The organism is Mesorhizobium sp. P160219 (assembly GCF_057786095.1).
Genome location: NZ_JBYNWG010000001.1, coordinates 3,169,848 through 3,192,868, shown reverse-complemented (window position 1 = coordinate 3,192,868; position 23,021 = coordinate 3,169,848). Strand labels below are relative to the sequence as shown.

The window sequence follows — 23,021 nt, the reverse complement described above, 5'->3', positions numbered from 1 at the left end:
TACCCATTTCAGGCACCTATTCCGGCGACGGCACCGGCGGCCTGGTGGTCAGCGCGGCTCCGAAGGCGGCGACGACCACGGCGGCGATGCCCGCGCATTGCAACGGGCTCAGGATCTCGTGCAGGAACAGGAAGCCGGCCAGCGCGCCCAGCGCCGGCTCCAGACAAGTCAGCGTGCCGTAGAGCCTGGCCGGCATCCGGGTCAGCGCCACCATCTCCAGCCAGAACGGCAAGGCGCTGGAGAACAGCCCGACCAGCAGCGCGCTGACCAGGATCGCGGGTGCGATCAGGCCGGTACCCGCCTCGGCGAGGCCGAACGGCAGGGCGACGGCAGCGGCTATGACCAGCCCGTAAGCCGTGGTCTGGCTGCCGAGCTCGGCGCCCGCCTTTTGCGCAAAGACGATGTAGAGCGCCCAGCAGCAGCCGGCTGCCAGCGCCAGCATCACGCCGAGCGGGTCGAGTGCACTGCCGGAGTGGATGAAGGGCGACAACAGCAATATGCCGGAAACGGCCAGGACCACCCAGACGAAGTCGGTGGCGCGCCGCGACGACAGCGTCGCCACAAGCAGCGGGCCGGAGAATTCGAGCGCCACCGCGACGCCGAGCGGGATTCTGGCGAGCGCTGCGTAAAACAAAAGGTTCAGCGCCGCGAGGTTGACGCCGTAGGCGATGAGCCAGGGCAGCACGGCGCGCGACGGCCGCACCCGCCACGGCCTCAGCACCGCCGCCAGCATCAGCGCGCCCACGACCAGCCGCAGCGCCGTGGTGCCATTGGCGCCGATCAGCGGAAACAGGCCCTTGGCGAAGGTGGCACCGATCTGGATCGACACCATGGCGCCAAGCAACGCGCCGATCGGCAAGGCCTTCGCTTCAGCTGAGGCAATCGGCGTCGACGTCAATTCCAGTCCCTCCCCGCGCGACCAGCAGGCCGTAGCGCAGGCCGGAGATAGGGATAAAGGGCCTGGCTGTCGTGTGGCACGAGCGGGCTGTTGATAGGGCAAGGGTGGGAGGCGAACGCCGACGCCCTTCCTCTCCCCCGTCGATCGGGGGAGAGGTGTCGAGCAAAGCTCGACGGAGTGGGGTCGACCGTCCATCACATCCGCCCGATTGCCTGCTTGCCGGAGGCGGCGACCGTGGGTTTCATGAGCGCCTTCCCCCACTCCGTCGCCGCTTCGCGGCGCCACCTCTCCCCCCTCCGGAGGGAGAGGAAAATGCCAGCTCGCATAAGCTCGCGCCCTTCCTCTCCCCCGTCGATCGGGGGAGAGGTGTCGAGCGAAGCTCGACGAAGTGGGGGTCGACCGTTCATCCGCCTGATTGCCTGCCTGCAGGCGTTTCGCCTCGCTTCCGTCGCTCCTGTCTTGCGGCGACCGTGGGTTTCATGAGCGCCTTCCCCCACTCCGTCGCGGCTTCGCGGCGCCACCCCTCCCCCCTCCGGAGGGAGAGGAAAATGCCAGCTCGCATAAGCTTGCGCCCTTCCTCGGGGGAGAGGAAAAGAAGCTAGCTCGCCAGCCCATACACCAGGCTCACACGTCCATCCGACAGCGCCTCGGCCTTGCGCAGCTCCAGTCCGTGCCGGGCGTGCACCGTGCCGAACAGCGCCTTGCCGTCGCCGGCGAGCAGCGGGTAGACGATGAGCCGCATTTCATCCACTAGCCCCGCCCCGATCAGGCTGGCGGTGATGCTCGCGCCGCCCATGAGGTAGATGTTCTTGCCGGGCTCGCGCTTCAGCGCGGCGATGTCGTCGAGGCTGCGCAGGAAGCGCGTCGATGCCCAGGCGGCCGAAGTCATGGTGTTCGACAGCACATAGTGCGGTGTCTTGGCGGCAAAGCGCGCCCATTCGAGTTCGGCCGGGTCGACCAGCCTGCCGGTCATTGGCAATGGCTGGTCCGGCTCGTTCTGTTGGATCGCGCTCCAGTAGCGCTCATAGCCGGCATACATGACGCCGCCGAGCAGGCAGGCGTCGATCCCGGGCATCAGGCCGTATTCCTCCGACCAGTTGTCGACCCAGTCGGCGAAGCCTTCGGGGCCTTCCATCTTGCCGTCGATGGAGATCTTCATTCCGGTGATCAATTTACGCATGACTTCCTCCTTCGGGCTTGCGGGATGCAAGCACGTTGCCTGGTTTCACTTCCGATGACGCGCCGCGGTGTCTGGCGAAGGCGCGTGTTTCGCCGGCCCTTGCGCCGGCATCCGGCGCAAGGGATCGATGGTGCCCGGTTGGACCGGGCGATGCGTTAGGTCAGGTCAGGCCGGCAGGCGCCGGTCGTATTCCGCCACGATACGGCTAAAGCTGTCCCAGAACGGTTCGGGCTTCTCGGCCGCCACGCGGGCAACCAGGAGGTCGAGATGCACGTGCCAGCCGGCGGCATGCATCATCAGGCTCGAGCGGTCCGGCAGGCGGCGGTGGACCAGGGTGAGCAGGACGTCGTCGCCGCGCTGCGCCAATTCGAAGGTGACATTGCCGCTGCCGTTCCAGGTGATGGTGAGCTTGCGCGGCGGATCGCACTCGACGATCTGGTTGTGCATCCGCTGCTCGCCGCCACTGAAGCTGGCCGGCCTGTCGCCGGGCGGGTCGGTCAGTTCGTCATTGCGCCAGACCAGCTCGAAGGAAGAGCCTTCCTCCATCTCCATGTCGCCGGCCGCCAGCCATTTGCGGCGCAGATCGCTCTGCGTCAGATATTCCCAGACGCGCTCCCTGGTTCCGGGCAAAAGCCGTTCGACCCTCAACGTGGCCGGCTGGATCAGCTGGGCGTAGCCGTCGAAGCTGTTCATCTGGTTCATCGGTCGTCTCCCTTGGAAGGTGTTGGCCTGGGTGATTCCGGCTTCGATGGTTCTGGATTTGCCGGTGCCGGCGTTGACGGCGTTGTCGACGTTTTGCGCCCCGCCTCCTCGCGCAAAAGCTGTTCGAGGACATCGAGGCGGCTGTTCCAGAAACGCGCGTATTGGCCGAGCCACTGATAGGCGGTGGCCAGCGGGCGGGCCTCGAGGCGGCAGACATGGGTGCGCCCGCGCACTTCGCGCCGGATCAGCCCGGCATGCTCCAGCGCCTTGATGTGCTTGGAGGCGGCGGCCAGCGACATGGCAAAGGGTTGAGCCAACTCGCTCACCGTACGCTCGCCGCCGGCGAGGTGGTTAAGCATGTTCCGGCGCGTGGCGTCGCCGAGGGCGTGAAAAACCTGGTCCATCTGGGGCGCCTCTAATTCAACCATGTAGTTGAATATAGAGGCGAGATTTTAGATAGTCAACTAGTTGGTTGAATGTTTTTTGGGGAGAGGCGCTGGCCCCCTACCTCCCCCTTGTGGGGAGGTCGGACCGTAGGTCCGGGCGGGGGTACTAGCGCTGACCGTGGGGGATGTGGATTTCCTCTTCCCTCACGAAAGTCTGGGAGAGGAACCCAAGATGGCGGAGGTCCGCGCAGACCCCCACCCCGATCCGCTTTGCGGATCGACCCTCCCCACAAGGGGGAGGGTAAAGTGCCCTCACCCCGCCATCGCCAGCGGCACCGCGCTCTTGTTGGGGATCTGGATGTCGATCTCCAGCGTCGACATGGTCTCGCCGCGGTCCATCGAAACTTGCAGATAATCCTGGTCGATCTGCACATGCTTGGCGATCACCGCCATGATCTCCTCGCGCAGGATGGAGACGAGATCGGGCTGGCTGCGGTTGCGGCGCTCATAGGCGAGAAGCACTTGCAGCCGTTCGCGCGCCACCGGCGCGCTGGTGCGCCGCTTGAAGATGTCGAGCAGGTTCATGCCGCCCTCCTTCCCAAAAGACGATCGAGGAAGCCCTTGCGTTCGAAGGGCACGATGACCGGCAGCTGTTCGCCCTCGAGGCGCTTGGCCGCGTCGATGTAAGCCTTGGCAGCGGCGTTCAGCGGCTCCGACAGCGTCACCGGCGAACCGAGGTTGGAGGCGCGCAGCACATCCTGGCTCTCGGGGATAATGCCGAGCAGCGGCACCGACAGGATCTCCAGCACATCCTCGATCGACAGCATTTCGCCCCGCGCGGCGCGTCCCGCATCATAGCGCGTGACCAGCACATGCTTGGCGATCTGCTCGCCCTCCTCGGCCCGCAAGGTGCGGGAATCGAGCAGGCCGATGATGCGGTCGGAATCGCGCACCGACGACACTTCCGGATTGGTGACGATGACCGCCTCGTCGGCAAAGCGCATGGCGAGCTGCGCGCCGCGCTCGATGCCGGCCGGGCTGTCGCAGAAGACGTAGTCGAACACCGAGCGCAGCTTGCCGATGACCTCGGCGACGCCCTCCTCGGTCAGCGCATCCTTGTCGCGCGTCTGCGAGGCCGGCAGCAGGAACAGCGTCTCGACCCGCTTGTCGCGGATCAGCGCCTGCGACAGCTTTGCCGAGCCCTGGATGACGTTGACGAGGTCGAACACCACGCGGCGTTCGGCGCCCATGATCAAATCGAGGTTGCGCAGGCCGACATCGAAATCCACCAGCGCCACCTTCTTGCCGGTCTTGGCGACCGCCGCCCCCAGAGCCGCGGTAGAGGTCGTCTTGCCGACGCCCCCCTTGCCCGAGGTGACCACCACTACCTTGCCCATCAATAAAGCCTCCGTTGTTGTTCGTTATGTCGTTGTCGGGCGAGACGCATTAGCTGAAAGGGGCGATGCGCAGCATGCCGTTTTCGAGAAATGCCTGCACAGGCTTGCCCCGGACTGACGGGTCCATCTCCTCGGCCGTGCAATACCAGCCATCGACCGAGAGAAGTTCGGCTTCGTTCCTGCGGCAGAAGACACGCGCCGCCGTGTTCCCTTGAGCGCCTGCCGAAGCGCGGCCGCGCAGCGTGCCATAGACGTGGATGGAACCAGTGGCGACGATCTCGGAGCCGGACGCGACGGAGCCCAGCACGATGACATCGCCATGCGGATGGAAGATCAGCTGCCCTGAACGGATCGGCGAGCGGATCATCAGCGTGCCAGCGTCGGGTGCGGCAATTTTGGCGTCTTTCGGCTGTGCCTTGGCATCGCTCGCCGGTTTCAAATCGCCCGCCTTCAAATCGCCGGCCTCTGCCTTGATGTCACCGGCCGCCTTCATGTCGCTTACCGCAGTGTCCTCCTCCGCCCTGCCCGCCTTGCGGCTCGGCTGCAGCAGCCCGTCGGTGGTCGCCTCCTTGGCGCCGACCAGCACCGGCGGCAGATGCGTGCCAAGCTCGGCGCCACCATCGAGTTCCATGGCATAGATGCGGATTCCGCGCTGGCCGAGCAGATCGACCAGCGCTTCGATGGCCACGACATCGGGCTTGAGCACGTTCAGGTCGAGCACCACCGGGCGCCCCGCAAAATATCCCGGCGAATTGCCGACCCAGCGATCGAGGCTCTCCAGCCAAACGTCCAAAGGCGCCTCGGGCGTCAGCGTGAAAGCCACGAAGGAGCGGGCGCGAAAGCGAATGGATTTGGCCTCGAGGGGAGCGGCAAAGGTCACGGCGGGCGATTCCTTACTGAGAGGTAAACGCTAGCGGTGGTATGGTTAATGAAAGGTTAATGGACTGAATAACCGCATGGCAGATCGCAAGAAATTTGAAGATCGGGGTAGACGCCGGTTGCGGACGCCAATTGGCCACACAGACCGCGACATTCACGAACCTAAGCGCGATTGCTAAGGAACAACGCTGGCGTTGCAAGGGCTTTCTAAAGTATCACCACTGGGTGAAATCTGGGGCTTGGCGAGATGAAGTTCTTTCGTGTGGCGTTGGCGGCAATCACCGCCGCGGCAATCTACCTGCCGTCCGCGGCAAGCGGCGGCGAGATCGCTTGCGCAACCACCTACGCCGGCCGGCGAATCACCCTCGTTGTCCCCAACGCTGCCGGCGGCGGCTATGATACCTATGCCCGTGCATTTGCGCCGGCCCTTGCCAGCACGACCGAGCTCAATGTCAGGGTCGTCAATATGCCTGCGGCAGGCGGATTTGCGGCGCTAAAGCGTGTAACCAATGCCCCGTCCGACGAACTGGTCCTTATGATTGAAAGCGTCTCAGACATAATTTCGCAAGGTGACATTCCGGCTGGCGTCGACAACTGGATGAATCGGCTAAATCCGATAGGACTGATTCACATCGATCCCGAAGCGTGGATTGTTCGGAACGATGTCGATTTGCAAAGCGCCAAACATCTGGTCGCGTCGGTTTCATCGCTTGAAGCCGGCATCCTGCCGATAGTGCTCACCGCGCACCTCCTCGATATCAAGGTCGACGTGGTCTCGGGCTATGAAGGCAGCGGCGCACTCATGTCCGCGCTCCTGCGTGGCGAAGGCGATATGACATCCAATTCATTGACGACAGGCTTGCGCTCGACCGCCGCAGGCGAAGCCAAAGTCGGTCTGGTTCTCACGGAGGGACCTGACCCGAACGCGCCAGGCGTGGCTTTCCTGGCGGGTGAAGGAGGGTTGGTGTGGCAGCGCAGCCAAGGCCTTTCCAAGGAGAAGCAGGAAGAACGATTGCGGTTGGCCATCGCCGTCGCGAAAGCTTCGGCGACAGCGCGGGGATTTTTTGCCCCTGCCGACATGGAGCAGAAATCGCTAGGTTGTCTTCGTGACGCCGTCTCCGCCGCGGTCAAGAGCGATGGGTTCAAGGTGGCGCTTGAAGCTCAGAAACGTCCAATCGAGCCGCGCGACGCTGACCAGACCGTCATCGTGATCAACGATATGCTCAGTGCCTTCCATGAGGCGGAAGCGTATCTGAAAAAACACCCGGAACTCGAGCGGGATGCGCGAGCAACGCGCTGATGACCGGATATTGGGCTGCCCTCGGCACTGGACTGGGCAATGTATTCTCCTGGCCGAACATACTGATCCCGGTGCTTGGCACCTTGGTTGCCATGGCTACGTCCTTTCTTCCAGGGATTGGCGGCGCCAGCCTTGCAACCCTTCTGCTGGTCGCAACCGTGCATTGGGATCCGGTATCGGTGTTGTTGCTGTTTGGCGCCCTGACCGGCGGCGCGACCTTCATGGGATCTATAACGGCTATCCTCTTCAACATACCGGGCAACGCGCCAAGCGCGGCAACCCTGCTCGACGGCCATCCGATGTCCAGGGCCGGCCTGCCTCGCACCGCGATAGCCGCCGCGGCAACGGCCTCGGCCGTCGGATCGGTTTTTGGCGTCCTCGTCCTCATAGCGCTCATGCCGATCATTCGGCCGTTCATCCTGCAATTCGGACCGTTTGAATACGTGCTGCTCGGCGTGTGGGGCCTGTCGACGATCATTGCGGTTCCAAGCGCGTCCCGTCTGAAAGCGCTGGCGATGGCGCTGCTGGGGCTTTTGGTCGGTCTTGTCGGAACTGATCCGACCTATGGCCAACCACGCTGGACGTTTGGGAGCATCGCTCTCTTCGACGGCGTCGACATGGTCGCGCTGCTGCTTGGCTTTTTCACCGTTTCTGAAATCATCTCGTGGCGAAAAAGATTGCAGCTTGAAAAAGCGGCTGGCCTGGAAAACCCGAACGACTCGATCTGGACCGGTATGCTTGCTGTCTTTCGTCATTGGGGACTAACAATGCGATCGTCGGCCATCGGCGTGTTGGTCGGCATCATTCCAGGTGTTGGAGGAACGGTCGCCAGCTTCGTTGCCTACGGGCAGGCGATCCAGACAACCCCCAGGGACCAGCGCTCAAGGTTCGGATCTGGTGACATCAGGGGCATCATTGCGCCGGAAGCGGCCGTCGATTCGAAGGACGGAGGCTCGCTTCTGCCGACCGTTGCCTTCGGCCTTCCCGGCAGCGAGGGCGGCTTGATCCTGCTGACAGTCCTGACGGTACACGGCATCGTTCCGGGCATACCGATGCTGACGACCGGCTTGCCCCTGACGTTCACGTTGATTACCGCGCTGCTGCTGTCGAACCTGCTGACGTCCGCAGTGGGATTGGCGTTGACACCATATTTTGCGCGCCTGACTGCTCTCAGGATCGACCGCATCGCGCTCCCGATCATTGTCGTCAGCTTCGTGACGATCGTGCAGCTAAACGGGCTGCTGATCGATCTGTACGTAGCCGTCGCTTTCGGGCTGGCCGGCTACATGCTGAAGCGCCTCGCCTGGCCGCAAATTCCTTTTGTCATATCATTCGTCCTGGGCGGCTTCATCGAGCGAAACCTGGCGCTCAGTGTGGAGTTGGCCCGTGTCGGCAGGCTGAACCCTCTACAACGGCCGGCGTCGTTGACGATCATGGTCATAATCGCGCTTTCCCTCGCATGGATCGTGCGCGGTGGTGTTTTGCCGCCGCGACGTGTCAAGCCAAAGCGTGCCGATGCCGCAGTCGCATGGCTGTTGACCGGTGGATGCGCTGTGATGGCAGCGATATCGCTCCAAGGGCAGCCAGGCTATTCGATCTTCGCGCAGGCCGTGGCCTGGTGTTGTCTGTTTGCGATGCTCGCGGTCGCCCTTGTGCAAACGATCTCGCTTGTTGGCCACGAGAAACAGGGAGGCGGACGGACCCATACGATCCCGGAAAGCCATCGTGTGCCGTTGATGATGATGCTCCTGTTGCCGGCCGCTGTCTGGCTGGCGGGCCTCCCGGCGGCGCTATCCCTGTTTACCCTGATATGGATTGCAGCCGGTCAGAAGCTGACCTTGAAGTCGGCGGCACTGGCATCTTGCACCTCGGTTGCGGTCGCAGTGGCGACCTGGTTTTATCTAGATCGGATAGCGGCTATCGACCTTCCCGCTTCTGCGATGTCGCACTTGTTCTAGTGGTCGGGCTACATCCTGACGGCGACGATTTCGTATCTTGGAATTGTCTGGACGCTGTCGGCAGCGGCAAGCGGGGAAACGCTTTTCCCGGTATGATGCTGCTCCGAGCCGACAATCGTCAGGTTGGATTGCTTCAGCATATCCGCAAGGTCTGAATATGTAGTGCGATCTTCATGCAGCGGTTCACCCCAGAGCGCTTCGACGGCCGTCTTCAGCTCCGCCACGGCAGCGGCAGGAAAATGCGCCGCGACGGCGGCCTTCTCGATGGTCGAAAGCCTTCGGCCGATTTCAGCGATGCCGCGAGGCCCCCTCGGCTGGTCTTTTTCCGATAGCAACCTCTGGGAGAGAAGCAGGCGTCCGCCAGGCTTGAGACTACGCGCCCAACTGTCGACCACCTGCTGGCGTGCGCTGCGGTCGAAGAAATTAAGAACGCTATGCGCGACAACTGCCTGCACCGGCGCACAGTCGCAACCGCGAATGTCGGCGCGGTGGGTCTCGAGCGCAAAACCGGCGGAGCGGGCAAACAGCCTGTTCTGTTCGACCGTCGTTTCACAGCGATCGATCAGCACAAATTCGGGCTCGATGCCGACCGGCCTCGTTTGGCCCAGAACCATTGCCGCCAGGCCGGTGTCGGCCGCGCCCGACAGGAGAATGCGACAGCGGCCCTCCTGGGCCACGGCAGCCAATTCACGTCCAAAGAACCCCCCGCCGGCCGGCTTGGCACCTTTCGATTCCAGCAGGCGGATCATGCTCCACGTGCGATGGTAGGGCATACACCCATGGCTCGGGTCACACAGCACCTCAGCCCAATCAAACGAAAAACGGGCAAGTTGCGTGAGTGGTTCGTCGGTGTAAATCGAGAGCCGTTGTCCTGCCGGTGGGCTTTCTCGCGGGCCGTTCATTGCGATTGCATCTTCCTTCGCCGGGCCATTCTTGTTCTCCAAAGCCATCTCACCGGCCATATCCAGCGGCCCGACTGAATGAATTGGTAAGATCCGGCTGAAGGCAGGAAGTCGATTCTCCCGGTGCCGGAACTGTCGATTGCCTCGAATGCAACTTTCAACGCCGCGATAATGTGGCCACGTCGTTCCTCACGGGCGGCTGCGCCACCTTTGAACTTCGGAAAAGTCGGATTGGGGTTGACCTCGAATATCACCAATGCGCCGTCTCGCAACGTGTAGTCCACGCGGCCGAACTGGATATGGCCCGTATTGCAGGCGCGAAGCAGGTCCTCAGCGTGCGGATTGTCCTTTACGAAGGCGAGTTCCTCGCGCACGAAATCCGGGTCGGTGCTGCTTGCCGATGACTTAACGTTCCAGTCGACGGACCTAAGTATGTGCTGGGACACAATCGCGTCCCCAATGCGGAATGCGCCATACTTTCGATAGTAGCCGTTCGAATCGCGATCGGCTTCAAAGGAGACGGCGATGCGCCGCTTCATCGGCTTGGCGTTGCCCTGGAGAACGGCGATCGCCTCTTCAAGTTGGCGTGGGTTTTCCAGAAGCTTGGTTTCCGGCCCCCAGAAGCCATCTTCCATCCGGATAAAAACAGGGTAACGGGTTGGTCGCTCATCCTGCTCCAGACGCGATACTTCGACCGGGTTGATTCCTCTAATACGAAGCCGGCGGAGCAGGGCGAACCGCTCCAGGACAGTCGCGGGATGGTTTAGAATTCGAGCATCAGGGTCGGCGCGCTTTGCGGCTTCGGCAATATCCGCCGCCGCCATCATTTCCATGCCATTCAGATACTCAAAATCAGTAAAAACCAAGGTACCCGCGGGAAAGTTCAGTCGGCGGAAGACTGACTGATAGGTTTCCATGCGCAAAAGCGGCAACAAGTGCCCTGCCGACGAAATCAGCCGCCGCATCGGCGTCTGATTCAACTCGTGCACCAACACTGTGATCATCGTTGCTCGCCACCCCGTCTCGACGTCGTATAGAGAAAGTGGCGAGAGTGTCTACAGGCACGCTGGTGCCGCGAAGTGGTTGGCACTTCGTATCGCAGCATCTGGGCTGCTTCGCCGGCATCGGCACCGTCCGCTTACGGATGTTGCTATGGCCAGCACGGATCAATTTAGGCGCAAAGCTGTCAGAGAATGACGGCCTCTGTCGCGACTGCCAAAGTGATAAGTGTCAACAAGACCACTCTGAAAGATCGTCCTGGGCCTCTGATCAGGACGTCGCCCGCCTCTTCCCCTCAATCCCCCGCGCAGCCTGCTCAACCACCGCCCGGTCCGTGCCCAGCCTGTCGATCAGCTCCTGCGCCTCGTCGCCCGATATGCCGGTGCGCACGGCGAGTTCCTCGACGGTCAGGACGTCGGTGCTGGCGATCTCGCGCGGCAGGGCGTCGTCGGCCGTCAGCGGCAGGGCTGCTTCGCGGTCGATTTCGGCCTCGGCCCGGTGCCAGTGGTGCTCGGGGTCGCCAGTGCCTTCGCGCTCCCAGATCTGGTAGGCGCGCTGCTGTATCTTATGATGCCTGTCGTCGTTCATAGTGGTTCCTCCCCTGGGCTTTGAGGACGATCCGAACGATCCCAGAAATCGCGCGGTCGCAATCGTTCGCGGCGCCCTTCGCGCTGGCTACTCGCATTGCCGTCTCGGCCCGCCGGAATATGGCTGGTAGCTGTTGTCTTCCGGACGGTAGGAGCGATAGCGGCTGAAGCAGGAGGCGACATGGTCCGGTTCGCCGCCGGCAGCCGCGTAGGCGCCCGCGCCCTCGACATAGCTTGCCTCTCGCGGCGCGACGCGGTCGGCGGCGAGATAGGGCGATACGCAGGTGCGCTGCTGTCCGCTATAGGACATGTAGCTGTTGTCGTCGAGATCGTAGGAGCGGTATCGGCTGGCGCACCAGGCGAGATGCGGCGGCGGCAGTTCGGCCGGCGCGATGGCGCCGGTGACTGTGGGATCGGGCTGCTGCCTGGCCGGGTCCTGGGCTGGCTCCCTGGCGGCGATGTCGGCAGGCGCGGACTGCTCGGGCGGCACACGTTCGAAGTCCTGCGCCGTGTTGTCCACCGGCCGCGCTTTCCGGGTCCACAGTTCCGCCACGCTGACGGTGGGCCTTGCTTCCCGCACAGGCTTGGCGGCAAGCAGCCAGGCTGCGAAAACCAGCCCGCTGCCGAACACCGCAAGGGTCAGCACGAAGCCGCCGACCAGTCCCAAAATCGCTTTCACTCGACACTCCTTGTGTCCCTGCCAATAAAATGCGGGACATCACGGCTTGTTCCAGAAAAGCAGGCGCGAGGGACCTAAGTCTGACCGACCCACAACCGGCAGCTCGCCGAGAACCGGGTGCGGCGCGATTTTTTTCGACGGTGAAAATCAAGGGAGCGGTCGAGCCATTGGGCAAGATCACGTCCCGGCTATTCCGCCGCCTCGGCATAATCCACGGGCACATAGTTGAGGATCGGCCCAAGCCAGCGCTCGGCATCGGCCAGCGGCATGGCTTTACGCCGCGCATAGTCCTCGACCTGGTCGCGTTCGACCTTGGCGACACCGAAATAATAGCTTTCGGGATGGGCGAGATAGATGCCGGACACAGACGAGCCCGGCCACATCGCATAGCTCTCGGTCAGGCCGACGCCGGCATTGCGCTCGCCGTCGAGCAGCCGGAACAAGGTCGCCTTCTCGGTATGATCGGGCTGCGCGGGATAGCCGGGCGCGGGGCGGATGCCGCGATAAGGCTCGCCGATCAGTTCGTCGGGCGCCAGCTTCTCGTCTGATGCATAGCCCCAGAATTCCTTGCGCACCTTCTCGTGCATGCGCTCGGCGAAAGCTTCGGCGAAACGGTCGGCCAGCGCCTTGACCATGATCGAGGAATAATCGTCATTGGCGCGCTCGAAGCGCTCTGATATCGCCACCTCCTCGATCCCCGCGGTGACGATGAAGCCGCCGATATAGTCCGGCTTGCCGCTGTCGGCCGGCGCGACGAAATCCGACAGCGCGACATTGGCCTTGCCGTCGCGCCTGGTCAGTTGCTGGCGCAGCGTGAAGAAGGTGGCCAGATCCCGCGAACGCGCCTCATCCGTGAACAGCCTGATGTCGTCGCCGACGGTGTTCGCCGGCCAGAAGCCGATGACGCCGCGCGGCGCGAACCATTTTTCCGCGATGATCTTTTTCAGCATCGCCTGCGCATCCTCGAAAAGCTGGCGTGCCGCCGGTCCCTGCTTCTCGTCGTCGAGGATCTTGGGGTAACGCCCCTTCAGTTCCCAGGTCTGGAAGAACGGCGTCCAGTCGATGTAGCGCGAGAGCTCAGTCAGGTCCCAGTTCTCGAACACTTTCACGCCGGTGAAGGACGGCTTCGGCGGTTCATAGGCGGACCAGTCCACCCTGTGCGCATTGGCCCTGGCTTTGGCCAGCGGCAGCCGCTGCTTGTCGGCCTCGGAGCGGGCATGCGCGTCGGCGACCTTCTTGTACTCGGCCCGCACTGTGTCGACGTAGCCGCCCTTGGTCTCGTTCGACAGCAAGGACGAGACGACGCCGACCGCCCGGCTGGCGTCATTGACATAGACCGTCTGTCCCTTGGAATAGCGCGGGTGGATCTTCACCGCCGTGTGCACACGGCTGGTGGTCGCGCCGCCGATCAGCAGCGGAATGTCAAACCCTTCGCGCTCCATCTCGGCGGCCATGTGCACCATCTCGTCCAGCGACGGGGTGATCAGGCCGGACAGGCCGATGATGTCGACATTTTGCTCGCGAGCCGTCTGCAGGATCTTCGCCGCCGGCACCATGACGCCGAGATCGATGATCTCGTAATTGTTGCACGCCAGAACGACGCCGACGATGTTCTTGCCGATGTCGTGGACATCGCCCTTTACAGTCGCCATCAGGATTTTGCCGGCCGTCTGGCGCTCGCCATTGTCGATCCCATTGGCGGCATTCGCCAGTTTTTCCGCCTCCATGTGCGGCAGCAATCCGGCCACCGCCTGCTTCATCACGCGCGCCGACTTCACCACTTGCGGCAGAAACATCTTTCCAGCGCCGAACAGATCGCCGACGACATTCATGCCGGCCATCAGCGGGCCTTCGATGACATGCAGAGGCCGCTCGGCCGCAAGCCGCGCCTCTTCGGTGTCGGCGTCGATGAATTCGGTGATGCCGTTGACCAGCGCATGCGAAATCCGCTGCTCGACTGTCCAGTCGCGCCAGGCGAGATCGCGCTCCCTGGCTTCCTTGCCGGCCGTGCCCTTGAAACGCTCGGCGATCTCCAGCATGCGTTCGGTGGCGGTGCCGCCAGCCCTGGGCGCGCGGTTGAGCACGACGTCCTCGCACGCTTCGCGCAGCTCCGGCTCGATCGTGTCGTAGACGGCCAGCTGGCCAGCATTGACGATGCCCATATCCATGCCGCGCTGGATGGCATGGTAGAGGAACACCGCGTGCATCGCCTCGCGCACCGGCTCGTTGCCGCGGAAGGAGAAGGACAGGTTCGAGACGCCGCCCGAGATATGCACATGCGGCAGCGTGGCGGTGATCTCGCCGGTGGCCTCGATGAAGTCGACGCCGTAATTGTCGTGCTCCTCGATGCCGGTGGCGACCGCGAAGACATTGGGGTCGAAGACGATGTCTTCGGGCGGGAAGCCGGCCTGTTCGGTGAGCAGCTTGTAGGCGCGGGTGCAGATCTCGACCTTGCGCGCCCTGGTGTCGGCCTGGCCGGCCTCGTCGAAGGCCATGACGACCACCGCGGCGCCATAGGCGCGCACCAGTTTCGCGTGATGAAGGAAGGCTTCCTCGCCTTCCTTCATCGAGATGGAGTTGACCAGCGGCTTGCCCTGCACGCATTTCAGCCCGGCCTCGATGATCTCCCATTTCGAGGAGTCGACCATCACCGGAACACGGGCGATGTCGGGCTCGGCGGCGATCAGGTTTAGATACTCGACCATCGCCTTCTTCGAATCGATCAGGCCTTCATCCATGTTGATGTCGATGATCTGTGCGCCATTGGCGACCTGGTCGCGCGCCACGTCGAGCGCCGGGACATAGTCGCCCGCCGTGATCAGCTTTCGGAACTTGGCCGAGCCGGTGACGTTGGTGCGTTCGCCGACATTGACGAAGGGAATCTCGTCGGTCAGCGTGAACGGCTCCAGCCCGGACAGGCGCATCTTGCGCTCGATCTCGGGGATGGCGCGTGGCGGATATTTCTTGACAGCCTCGGCGATGGCGCGGATGTGGTCCGGCGTCGAGCCACAGCAGCCGCCGACGACGTTGACGAGCCCTTCCCGCGCAAAATCCTCGATCTGCGCGGCCATGAAGTCCGGGCTCTCGTCATAGCGGCCGAATTCATTGGGCAGGCCGGCATTCGGATAGGCGCAGACGAAGGTGTCGGCGGCGCCTGAAATTTCGGCCAGATGCGCGCGCATCGCATTGGCGCCGAGCGCGCAGTTGAGGCCGATGGTGAAGGGGCTCGCATGGCGCACCGAATGCCAGAAGGCGGTCGGCGTCTGGCCCGACAGCGTGCGGCCGGAGAGATCGGTGATGGTGCCCGAAATCATCACCGGCAAACGCACGCCCTTTTCGATGAATATCTCGTTGCAGGCGAAGATCGCCGCCTTGGCGTTCAGCGTATCGAAGATGGTTTCAATGAGAATGATGTCGGCGCCGCCGTCGATCAGGCCGCGCAGCTGCTCGCCATAGGCCAGGCGCAGATCGTCGAAGGTGACGGCGCGGTAGCCTGGATTGTTGACGTCGGGCGACATCGAGGCGGTGCGGTTGGTCGGCCCGAGCGCGCCGGCGACGAAGCGCCGCTTGCCGTCTTCCTGCTGTGCCCTCGCCGCTGCCCGACGCACCAGTCGCGCGCCGTCCCGGTTCAGCGCGTAGACGGCATCCTCCATGCCGTAGTCCGTTTGGGCGATCGAGGTCGAGGAGAAGGTGTTGGTCTCGAGGATATCGGCGCCAGCGATGGCGTATTGATAATGGATCTCCTCGATCGCCTTCGGCTGCGTCAGGATCAAGAGGTCATTGTTGCCTTGCTGGTGGCAGGCGCAGCCGGCGAATGCCTCGCCGCGAAAATGCTCCTCGTCGAAACCGAGACCCTGGATCTGCGTGCCCATGGCGCCGTCGAGGATGAGGATGCGCTCGCGTGCCGCCGCGGTGAGCGCCGCAAGCACTTCCGAACCGTCGGGCTTGGCCGCGACGGGGCCGAACAAAACGTCCAGCGATGCAGAATTCTGCGACATTTTTTATCCTTGAGGCGACAACCATCACATAAGGATATCTTTATGTCAACATACGGAATGCAGGCGAACGCGTCGTGGCGGGAGTTTGGTGCGATGGTCATCCCGATCGACAATGTGACGGCGGCGGTCATCGTCGCCGCTGCGCCGTGCCTACACCACCACGTCCCGATATACCCTTACCTCGCCATCCTGGCCGCGGATGCGCCAGTCCTGCCCGTCCCGGCCCTCGACATGGCATGGCCCGAGCGGCACCTTGCCACCGCCTTCCGGCAGGTCCAGCACATAGACCGGATTGCAGATGCCCGACAGGCGGGCGCGCAGCGCGCCGGCCAGCGCCTGTCCCTGCGCAATCGTGGTGCGCCTGTGCGCCATGCCGCGCGCGAGGTCGCCATGGTGCAGGTAATAGGGTTTGACGCCGAGCCGGTACATCAGTTCGCGGCAGAGTTCCTCCAGCACCTCGACCGTGTCGTTGACGCCCTTGAGCAGGACACTCTGGTTGAGCAGCACGAAGCCTGCCTGGCGCATGACGCGGCAGGCCAATTCGGTGGCCGGCGTGATCTCCCGCCCATGGTTGAAATGGGTGACGATTGTGACCATCAGCCGGCCCTGCAAGGCGCCAACCAGCCCCGGCGTGATGCGCGCGGGCAGTACGACAGGCACGCGCGTGTGGATACGCAGCAGCCTCACATGCGCGATCGCCTCGATACGGGCGCGGATTTCGGCCAGCGCCTTGTCCGGCAGCGAAAGCGGATCGCCGCCGGTCAGGATCACTTCGCGGATTTCGGTATGGGCTTCGATATAGGCAAAGGCGTCTTCGAGCGCCTCGCGCGTGTAGCCGCGGCCGATCGAGGTCAGAGACTCCTTGCGGAAGCAGAAGCGGCAAGAGACCGCGCATTGGTAGGTCGCAAACAACAGCACGCGGTCGGCGTGGCGGTGCGTCAGTCGCGGCACCGGACTGAAGGCATGGTCGGCGATCGGATCGTCGAGCTCGCCTTCCGTTTCCGTCAGCTCATCCGGCGATGGAATGACCTGGGCGCGGATCGGGTCGGCGGGATCGTTCCAGTCGATCAGGTCGAGATAGGTTTTTGGGGCACGCACCTTGTGGCGCGTAGCCGCCTCCTGCGCCGCCGCGTGCTCGGCGGGTGACAGCGGCAGCGAGGCGAGATCGCGGACGTGGCGCACGCCCGCGCGGATGTCGTTTTGCCAGGCGGTGTCGGCATCGCGTCCTTCGTCGGCTGTGGCCGAGTCATGGAAAGTTGAGTCTGGGATCATTGGGGCCTCGGGGCAATTCTGGCGGTGCTATCGGCCGGATGGACGGTTCGGTCAACAGCAGTGGCTCGGCGCGGATTGTCGCTGCGCTGCGATCCTTCGCATCCCCCGACTATCGCCGTAATCGACCAGCGCAGCAATTTCAGGCAATCTCACCGATAAGGCGCTCCAAGGGGAGATGGGCGCCGCCTAGGGAGGATCGCCATGAGCAAAATGCCGCGTTATGAGGATGCCGTTCAGCGCTTTCGCATCGAAGATGAGATCGCCCGGCTGTATGGCAACCCTAGAACCGGCATCAATGCCTATGTCGAATGCTGCGGCCGCTACACCGGACAAAACCGGCTGGCGCTGCGCGCGATCTCGGCCGGCGGCGAGCTTCGCGAATTCAGCTTCGACGATCTCGCCGACATGTCCGGGCGCGCCGCCAATGTGCTCAAGGCCGCCGGCGTCGGTGCCGGCGATGTCGTCGCCGGCATGCTGCCGCGCGTCCCCGAACTGGTGGCGCTGATGCTCGGGACGTGGCGCATCGGCGCGGTCTACCAGCCGCTGTTCACCGCCTTCGGTCCGAAAGCCATCGAGCACCGCCTCGGCTATAGCGGCGCCAGGATCGTGGTGACCAACCCGGCCAATCGCGGCAAGCTCGACGAGGTCGAGACATCAGCGCAAATCGCCACCATCCTTGGCAATGGCGGTGAGCTACCTGCAGGCGACATCGATTTCCGCGCCGCGCTTGCCGCCGCCTCGCCCGAGTGCCAGCCGGTGATGCGCAAGGGCGACGACTTGTTCATGATGATGTCGACGTCGGGAACGACCGGCCTGCCCAAGGGCGTGCCGGTGCCGCTTCGCGCCCTGCTCGCCTTCGGCGCCTATATGCGCGACGCGATCGGCTTGCTGCCCGACGACATCTTCTGGAACATCGCGGACCCCGGCTGGGCCTACGGCCTCTATTACGCCATCACCGGCCCGTTGCAGCTCGGCATCGCCACGACCTTCTATGAAGGCGCCTTCAACGCCAAGAGCACTTACGACATCATCGAGCGGCTCGGCGTCACCAGCCTTGCCGGCTCGCCGACCGCCTATCGCCTGCTGATGGCGGAAGGCGCGGAAGCTGCGGCCCGTGTCAAAGGCAGACTGCGCGTGGTGAGCAGCGCCGGCGAGCCGCTCAACCCGGAAGTCATCCGCTGGTTCGACGCAAATCTCGCCGCGCCCATTCACGACCATTACGGCCAGACCGAGAACGGCATGATGGTCAACAACCATCATGGGCTCTCGCACGTCGTGCGCGTGGGCTCGGCCGGCTTCGCAATGCCCGGATATCGCATGGTGGTATTGGACGAGGCCGGCAACGAGCTCGGCCCCAACCAGCCCGGCATCCTCGCCGTCGACATCGCGAAGTCGCCGCTGCGCTGGTTCGACGGCTATCACCAAGCCGAGACGCCAGCGATCACGGGCGGCTACTACCGCACCGGCGACACGGTGGAGTACGAGCCGGACGGTTCGGTCTCCTTCATCGACCGCGCCGACGATGTCATCACTTCGGCCGGCTATCGCATCGGCCCGTTCGACGTCGAAAGCGCGCTGATCGAGCATCCGGCGGTCAACGAGGCGGCTGTCGTCGGCGTGCCCGATCCGCAGCGCACCGAGATCGTCAAGGCCTTCGTCGTCCTGGCGCCGGCTTACAAGGGCAATTCGGAGCTCGCCGAAGAGCTGGCCCAGCACGTCAAGAAACGGCTGTCGGCGCACGCCTACCCGCGCGAGGTCGAGTTCATCACGGAACTGCCGAAGACCCCAAGCGGCAAGATCCAGCGCTTCCTGCTGAGGAAGGCGGAGGTGGAGAAGCGCAAGGCGTGATTAGGCGCCAATCTCCCCCCTCGAGGGGGAGATGTCGCCGAAGGCGACAGAGGGGGTCGTTGCGCGTGAAGCGCTAACGTCGTCTCGCGCTGCAAAAGGAGTCAGCGCTTCAAGCGCAACGACGCCTCTGGCCTGCCGGCCATCTCCTTCCTCAAGGGGGCAGCTCCAACGCCGTCTTTTTTCAGCCCAATGTTGTCATGTATCCTTGGAATCGAACGTAGAGCAGGGTTTATATCATGCGGTGGGTCTGGACGTTTCTGTTTGCGCTGGTGAGCAGCGTGGCTTTCACGGCCTCGCCGGAGGACGACTATGTGGCCGCGCGTGACAAGGCGATTGCTGATATCGCGGCGCTGAACAGTGCGAACGCGGCAATCGAGACCATCGACGCTGAGAACGAGAAGGCGCTGGCCGACCTCCAGCAGCGTCTTGCCGGCATTATCGGGCCGCTGGCGGTCAAGGACTTTCCGCCAACCGGCACAATCAATATCGAAAGCCTCAGCGACTCCGATATCGGCTATGGCATGCTCGATGGGCTGCGATACACCAAGGGCGACGACGGCCCCAGCCTAGTGGCAACGACGCGAGGGCTGCTGGAGCGCTGGCTCCAGTCCAGAACCGCCGAGACCGACGAAAGTTTCAAACTGCCCGCCGGCATCGATGAGGCGCTTAAGCTGGATGCCTTCTATACCCAGGCGATCAACAGCGACGCCGCCTTCGAGGGAACGCTCGACTTTCCATTGAAGAAACCCGAAGGCGCCGACATCGCCTTCGCACGGCTCGGCGGCTGGACGCAGGACGTCGGGCCGATCTATGAGCAGGAAGTCATCGTTACGCTCGTCAAAGGCAACAGCGTGAGAATTATCGCAGCGCCGGCAGCCCCTGCCGTTCCGAAGATCGCCGCCTGCGACGCCGTGTGGGCTGCTGCGGACGCCGCCGCGCAGAAATTCCAGGAGGCCTACCAGGCATCGGACCTGAAGGACGAAAAAGCGTTCGAGTCCTCCAACGCCGCCTGGGACAAGGGCGACAGCGACTACCGGGCCTGCATGGCGCAGCGCCTGCCGGCTGACCCGGCTTTCCCGGCGCTGCTCGCCCAGGCGCAGGCGCTGGCCGATCAAATGGCTGGGAAGTAAGCCTCCCGCAAGGGCCCGCGCGGCAAGATCAGGCGGCTTGTTGCAATCTGAGGCGAATATGACTTCGCCGCTGGGTTGCAGAACGCTGCAACCTGGCGTCCTACTTTCGGACACTCATTCAGATTTCGGCTGGACCCTGGCAGCCAAAAGCTTACCGTTTGTTCTCGGATTCGTCTCGAAGCTCAAACTTAAGCTTTAGCTACTATGGTCGACCGAAGGACTACTGTCCTGGAAAGGTCTTCGGATCGAGTTGGCAGGTGCAATGCTCAATTCCGGCCGGTTGAAACGGGCCGTTTTTTCTTCCGCCAACTTGCCGGCGGCGATTGCCTTTGTCGTGCTTCTCGTCTGCGCCCTGGTTGCCGACCAGAGGAACAGAGAGGTCTCCGATCAGCTGGCGCGCGCCGACGTCCTGGCCAAGGTCAACATCATACGCGCCAAGCTCGAAGGCAACATAGGCGGCAATCTCCAGCTGGTTCAGGGTCTCGTTTCGACAATCGTTACCGAGCCCTATATGGGCCAGCAAAGATTTGCGGCACTCGCCCGTAATCTGTTCGAGCAAAAATCGCAGTTGCGCGATATTGCCGGCGCCCCCGACCTCGTCATCGCGCTGATGTATCCGCTGGAAGGCAATGAAAAAGCCATCGGGCTGGACTACCGCAAGAGCGATACGCAACGCATGGCCGCGCTTCGCGCCCGTGACCAGCGCGCGCTGGTGCTCGCCGGGCCGGTCAAACTGGCGCAAGGCGGACGTGGCTTCATCGGCCGTATCCCGGTCTTCGTGCCGACGGCGGGTGGCGGCGACCGTTTCTGGGGTATCGTCTCGGCCGTGATCGATGTCGATCGGCTCTACGCTGCCAGCGGACTGACCGACCCTGATCTGGATATCGATGTGGCGCTTATCGGCAAGGATGCGCTCGGCGGCGGCGGGGAACTGTTCTTCGGCGGCGATAATGTCGTGTCCGGCAATCCGGTGATGGCAGAGGTGCAATTGCCTTCAGGCTCCTGGCAAATTTCAGCCATACCGAAGGGCGGCTGGCCGACCGCTCCGAAAAATGAGTGGCTGTTGCGTCTGCTCATGGCGCTTGCCGGCGCGCTGGTGGTGCTGCCGATCCTCGTGGCAGGACGTCTTTTCGGTGAGCGGCAGAAAAGTGACGCCGAGTTGAGGCGCCTGTCCCGGCGGCTGGAGCTGGCGTTGGAAGCCTCTGCTATAGGCGTGTGGGAGCACGATACCGTCAGCAACGAACTCGTATGGGACGACCGCATCAACGAAATCTATGGCAAACCCGGCGGCGGCAAGACCCGTAGCTATGACGACTGGGCGCTGGCGATCCATCCCCAAGACTTCGAACGGGCTAAAGCAGATTTCGATTCGGCTGTTGCAACACAAGGCCCCTACTCTTCGCAGTATCGGCTCCTGCGGCCGGACGGCACCATTCGCCATGTGCGCACCCGCGCCAGTTTCTTCCGGGACATCGACGGCACGCCAAAAATGATCGGCGCCGAATGGGATGTGACAGGCGACGTGCTGCTCAACGAGAATCTCGTGCGTGAACGTCGCCTTTCAGAATCGAAAAATGCCGAACTGAACCTGGCCAAAGCCCGCATCGAGCATGTCGCGATGCATGATTCGCTGACCGGTCTGCCCAACCGTCGGTATCTGGACGAGATGCTTGCCGAAAACCGCGAAGCCGACGGCCGTGCGGCGTTGCTGCATCTCGACCTTGACCGGTTCAAGCAGATCAACGACACGCTCGGCCATGCAGCGGGCGATGCATTGCTGGTGCATGCTTCGAAAGTCATCAAGGCCAGCGTCGGCAGTGCCGATTTCGTTGCGCGCATCGGCGGCGACGAGTTTGTCGTGCTGAGCCATGGACGCGACGACAAGGAACTCGCCGCGCTGGCCGACCACATTATCGATGCGATGCGCCAGCCGGTCGACTATCTGGGTCACCAGTGCCGGTTCGGCGTCAGCATCGGCATTGCGGCCAATAGCGGCGTCGATGCAAGGCAGTTGCTTGTCAATGCCGATCTGGCGCTGTACCGGGCGAAAGGCCGCGGCCGCAACCGCTACGAGTTTTTCAACGAAGAGCTGCAGAGCGAGATCGTGCGGACCAAGCAGACCGCCGACGAGATTCTGGGCGGGCTCGAGCGGAACGAATTCATCGTCTACTATCAGCCGCAGTTCGACGCCAAGACGCTGGAGATCGTCGGCGTCGAGGCGCTGTCGCGTTGGGATCATCCGCAACGCGGCATGCTGACCCCCGACGCCTACATCAAGGTGGCTGAAGAACTTAATGTCGTGGCGCTTATCGACCGCACCGTCCTGGAGCAGGCGCTCGATAATTTTGAGCGTTGGTCGCGCAGCCACCTCAACATCCCGCGCGTCTCGGTCAACGTTTCCGCACGGCGCCTGGAAGACAGGGACCTGATCAAGGGTTTGCGCAAGCTTCCGATCAAGGAAGGGACCGTGTCGTTCGAACTGGTGGAGTTGATTTTCCTCGACGAAAACGACGAGCTGGTCAGCTGGAACATCGAACACATCAAGGGGCTCGGCATCGACGTCGAGATCGACGATTTCGGCACCGGGCATGCCTCGATCGTCTCGCTGTTGAAGTTGCGGCCCCGTCGCCTCAAGATCGACCGCCAGCTGGTCACCCCCATCACCAGCTCAACCGCACAGCGGCAGCTTGTGTCGTCCATCATCGACATCGGCAAGTCGCTCGGGATCGAAGTGATCGCCGAGGGCGTCGAGACGATGGAGCACGCGCGCATCCTGAAAGAGCTTGGCTGCGACATCCTGCAAGGCTTCCTGTTCGGCTACCCGATGGATGCCAAAGCCTTCAAGGCCTTCGCGCAGTCGCGCAAATGGCTGGCGGCGAGCTGACAAATCCTGGCTTTGCTGGACG

The 23,021-nt window shown here is 63.1% G+C and carries 18 protein-coding genes; 5 read left to right on the top strand and 13 right to left on the bottom strand.

Annotated features, from left to right (window positions below):
- Window positions 1–16: 16 nt before the first annotated feature.
- The 7 genes from AC3EMP_RS15410 to minC all read right to left on the bottom strand — a co-directional run bounded on the left by AC3EMP_RS15410 (window position 17) and on the right by minC (window position 5,443).
- The gene (locus AC3EMP_RS15410) at window positions 17–898 is read right to left on the bottom strand and encodes an EamA family transporter (RefSeq protein ID WP_023735468.1); all 882 of its coding nucleotides are present in this window, start codon (window positions 896–898) and stop codon (window positions 17–19) included.
- A 598-nt stretch (window positions 899–1,496) separates the two neighbouring features.
- On the bottom strand, window positions 1,497–2,078 hold the full coding sequence (locus AC3EMP_RS15405; RefSeq protein ID WP_023735469.1) for a dihydrofolate reductase family protein: 582 nt from the start codon (window positions 2,076–2,078) through the stop codon (window positions 1,497–1,499).
- 165 nt (window positions 2,079–2,243) lie between these two features.
- Window positions 2,244–2,780 (bottom strand): SRPBCC family protein, encoded by a 537-nt coding sequence (locus AC3EMP_RS15400; protein WP_023695516.1) that lies wholly within the window; start codon window positions 2,778–2,780, stop codon window positions 2,244–2,246.
- Window positions 2,777–3,208: an ArsR/SmtB family transcription factor gene (locus tag AC3EMP_RS15395; protein WP_023693878.1), complete on the bottom strand. Its 432-nt coding sequence runs from the start codon at window positions 3,206–3,208 to the stop codon at window positions 2,777–2,779. The genes AC3EMP_RS15400 and AC3EMP_RS15395 overlap by 4 nt, the downstream gene beginning before the upstream one ends.
- A 270-nt stretch (window positions 3,209–3,478) precedes the next feature.
- Window positions 3,479–3,751: a cell division topological specificity factor MinE gene (gene minE, locus AC3EMP_RS15390; protein WP_023684809.1), complete on the bottom strand. Its 273-nt coding sequence runs from the start codon at window positions 3,749–3,751 to the stop codon at window positions 3,479–3,481.
- Window positions 3,748–4,563, bottom strand: coding sequence for a septum site-determining protein MinD (minD, locus tag AC3EMP_RS15385; RefSeq protein WP_352710039.1), 816 nt, complete (start codon window positions 4,561–4,563; stop codon window positions 3,748–3,750). The genes minE and minD overlap by 4 nt, the downstream gene beginning before the upstream one ends.
- A 49-nt stretch (window positions 4,564–4,612) precedes the next feature.
- The gene (gene minC, locus AC3EMP_RS15380) at window positions 4,613–5,443 is read right to left on the bottom strand and encodes a septum site-determining protein MinC (protein WP_023695517.1); all 831 of its coding nucleotides are present in this window, start codon (window positions 5,441–5,443) and stop codon (window positions 4,613–4,615) included.
- 246 nt (window positions 5,444–5,689) lie between these two features.
- On the opposite strand from minC, the gene AC3EMP_RS15375 reads away from it, so the two are divergent.
- Both AC3EMP_RS15375 and AC3EMP_RS15370 read left to right on the top strand, forming a co-directional pair.
- Entirely contained in the window at window positions 5,690–6,742 is a 1,053-nt protein-coding gene (locus tag AC3EMP_RS15375; RefSeq protein ID WP_023695518.1) for a Bug family tripartite tricarboxylate transporter substrate binding protein, read from the top strand.
- The gene (locus tag AC3EMP_RS15370) at window positions 6,742–8,700 is read left to right on the top strand and encodes a tripartite tricarboxylate transporter permease (RefSeq protein ID WP_023695519.1); all 1,959 of its coding nucleotides are present in this window, start codon (window positions 6,742–6,744) and stop codon (window positions 8,698–8,700) included. The genes AC3EMP_RS15375 and AC3EMP_RS15370 overlap by 1 nt, the downstream gene beginning before the upstream one ends.
- Window positions 8,701–8,708: 8 nt before the next feature.
- Here AC3EMP_RS15370 and AC3EMP_RS15365 read toward each other — a convergent pair whose 3' ends face one another.
- From AC3EMP_RS15365 to AC3EMP_RS15340, 6 genes are all read right to left on the bottom strand, one after another.
- Window positions 8,709–9,650: a class I SAM-dependent methyltransferase gene (locus AC3EMP_RS15365; RefSeq protein WP_196814857.1), complete on the bottom strand. Its 942-nt coding sequence runs from the start codon at window positions 9,648–9,650 to the stop codon at window positions 8,709–8,711.
- A complete protein-coding gene (locus AC3EMP_RS15360) occupies window positions 9,599–10,606 on the bottom strand; it encodes a hypothetical protein (protein WP_023695521.1) in 1,008 nt (335 codons plus the stop codon). Before AC3EMP_RS15360 ends, AC3EMP_RS15365 begins: the two co-directional genes overlap by 52 nt.
- A gap of 265 nt (window positions 10,607–10,871) precedes the next feature.
- On the bottom strand, window positions 10,872–11,189 hold the full coding sequence (locus AC3EMP_RS15355) for a DUF2934 domain-containing protein (RefSeq protein ID WP_023695522.1): 318 nt from the start codon (window positions 11,187–11,189) through the stop codon (window positions 10,872–10,874).
- Between the two features lie 87 nt (window positions 11,190–11,276).
- Complete coding sequence (locus AC3EMP_RS15350; protein WP_352710036.1) at window positions 11,277–11,867, bottom strand: BA14K family protein; 591 nt, start codon at window positions 11,865–11,867, stop codon at window positions 11,277–11,279.
- Window positions 11,868–12,055: 188 nt separating this feature from the next.
- Entirely contained in the window at window positions 12,056–15,865 is a 3,810-nt protein-coding gene (gene metH, locus AC3EMP_RS15345) for a methionine synthase (RefSeq protein ID WP_352710034.1), read from the bottom strand.
- Between the two features lie 150 nt (window positions 15,866–16,015).
- Window positions 16,016–17,137, bottom strand: coding sequence for a KamA family radical SAM protein (locus tag AC3EMP_RS15340; RefSeq protein ID WP_352595875.1), 1,122 nt, complete (start codon window positions 17,135–17,137; stop codon window positions 16,016–16,018).
- 201 nt (window positions 17,138–17,338) lie between these two features.
- On the opposite strand from AC3EMP_RS15340, the gene AC3EMP_RS15335 reads away from it, so the two are divergent.
- From AC3EMP_RS15335 to AC3EMP_RS15325, 3 genes are all read left to right on the top strand, one after another.
- On the top strand, window positions 17,339–18,985 hold the full coding sequence (locus AC3EMP_RS15335) for an acyl-CoA synthetase (protein ID WP_352710033.1): 1,647 nt from the start codon (window positions 17,339–17,341) through the stop codon (window positions 18,983–18,985).
- 236 nt (window positions 18,986–19,221) lie between these two features.
- Window positions 19,222–20,115 (top strand): hypothetical protein, encoded by an 894-nt coding sequence (locus tag AC3EMP_RS15330; protein ID WP_023827697.1) that lies wholly within the window; start codon window positions 19,222–19,224, stop codon window positions 20,113–20,115.
- A gap of 262 nt (window positions 20,116–20,377) precedes the next feature.
- On the top strand, window positions 20,378–22,999 hold the full coding sequence (locus AC3EMP_RS15325; protein WP_488494633.1) for a bifunctional diguanylate cyclase/phosphodiesterase: 2,622 nt from the start codon (window positions 20,378–20,380) through the stop codon (window positions 22,997–22,999).
- The last annotated feature ends 22 nt before the right edge of the window (window positions 23,000–23,021 follow it).

Bases quoted from the DNA above. Each gene is read 5' to 3' on its own strand.
- AC3EMP_RS15330 (WP_023827697.1), top strand. From the start codon at position 19,222: ATGCGGTGGGTCTGGACGTTTCTGTTTGCGCTGGTGAGCAGCGTGGCT.
- AC3EMP_RS15395 (WP_023693878.1), bottom strand. From the start codon at position 3,208: ATGGTTGAATTAGAGGCGCCCCAGATGGACCAGGTTTTTCACGCCCTC.
- AC3EMP_RS15325 (WP_488494633.1), top strand. From the start codon at position 20,378: ATGCTCAATTCCGGCCGGTTGAAACGGGCCGTTTTTTCTTCCGCCAAC.
- AC3EMP_RS15335 (WP_352710033.1), top strand. From the start codon at position 17,339: ATGAGCAAAATGCCGCGTTATGAGGATGCCGTTCAGCGCTTTCGCATC.
- AC3EMP_RS15340 (WP_352595875.1), bottom strand. From the start codon at position 17,137: ATGATCCCAGACTCAACTTTCCATGACTCGGCCACAGCCGACGAAGGA.
- AC3EMP_RS15370 (WP_023695519.1), top strand. From the start codon at position 6,742: ATGACCGGATATTGGGCTGCCCTCGGCACTGGACTGGGCAATGTATTC.
- AC3EMP_RS15365 (WP_196814857.1), bottom strand. From the start codon at position 9,650: ATGGCTTTGGAGAACAAGAATGGCCCGGCGAAGGAAGATGCAATCGCA.
- metH (WP_352710034.1), bottom strand. From the start codon at position 15,865: ATGTCGCAGAATTCTGCATCGCTGGACGTTTTGTTCGGCCCCGTCGCG.
- AC3EMP_RS15355 (WP_023695522.1), bottom strand. From the start codon at position 11,189: ATGAACGACGACAGGCATCATAAGATACAGCAGCGCGCCTACCAGATC.
- AC3EMP_RS15400 (WP_023695516.1), bottom strand. From the start codon at position 2,780: ATGAACCAGATGAACAGCTTCGACGGCTACGCCCAGCTGATCCAGCCG.
- AC3EMP_RS15360 (WP_023695521.1), bottom strand. From the start codon at position 10,606: ATGATCACAGTGTTGGTGCACGAGTTGAATCAGACGCCGATGCGGCGG.
- minE (WP_023684809.1), bottom strand. From the start codon at position 3,751: ATGAACCTGCTCGACATCTTCAAGCGGCGCACCAGCGCGCCGGTGGCG.
- minD (WP_352710039.1), bottom strand. From the start codon at position 4,563: ATGGGCAAGGTAGTGGTGGTCACCTCGGGCAAGGGGGGCGTCGGCAAG.
- AC3EMP_RS15375 (WP_023695518.1), top strand. From the start codon at position 5,690: ATGAAGTTCTTTCGTGTGGCGTTGGCGGCAATCACCGCCGCGGCAATC.
- AC3EMP_RS15405 (WP_023735469.1), bottom strand. From the start codon at position 2,078: ATGCGTAAATTGATCACCGGAATGAAGATCTCCATCGACGGCAAGATG.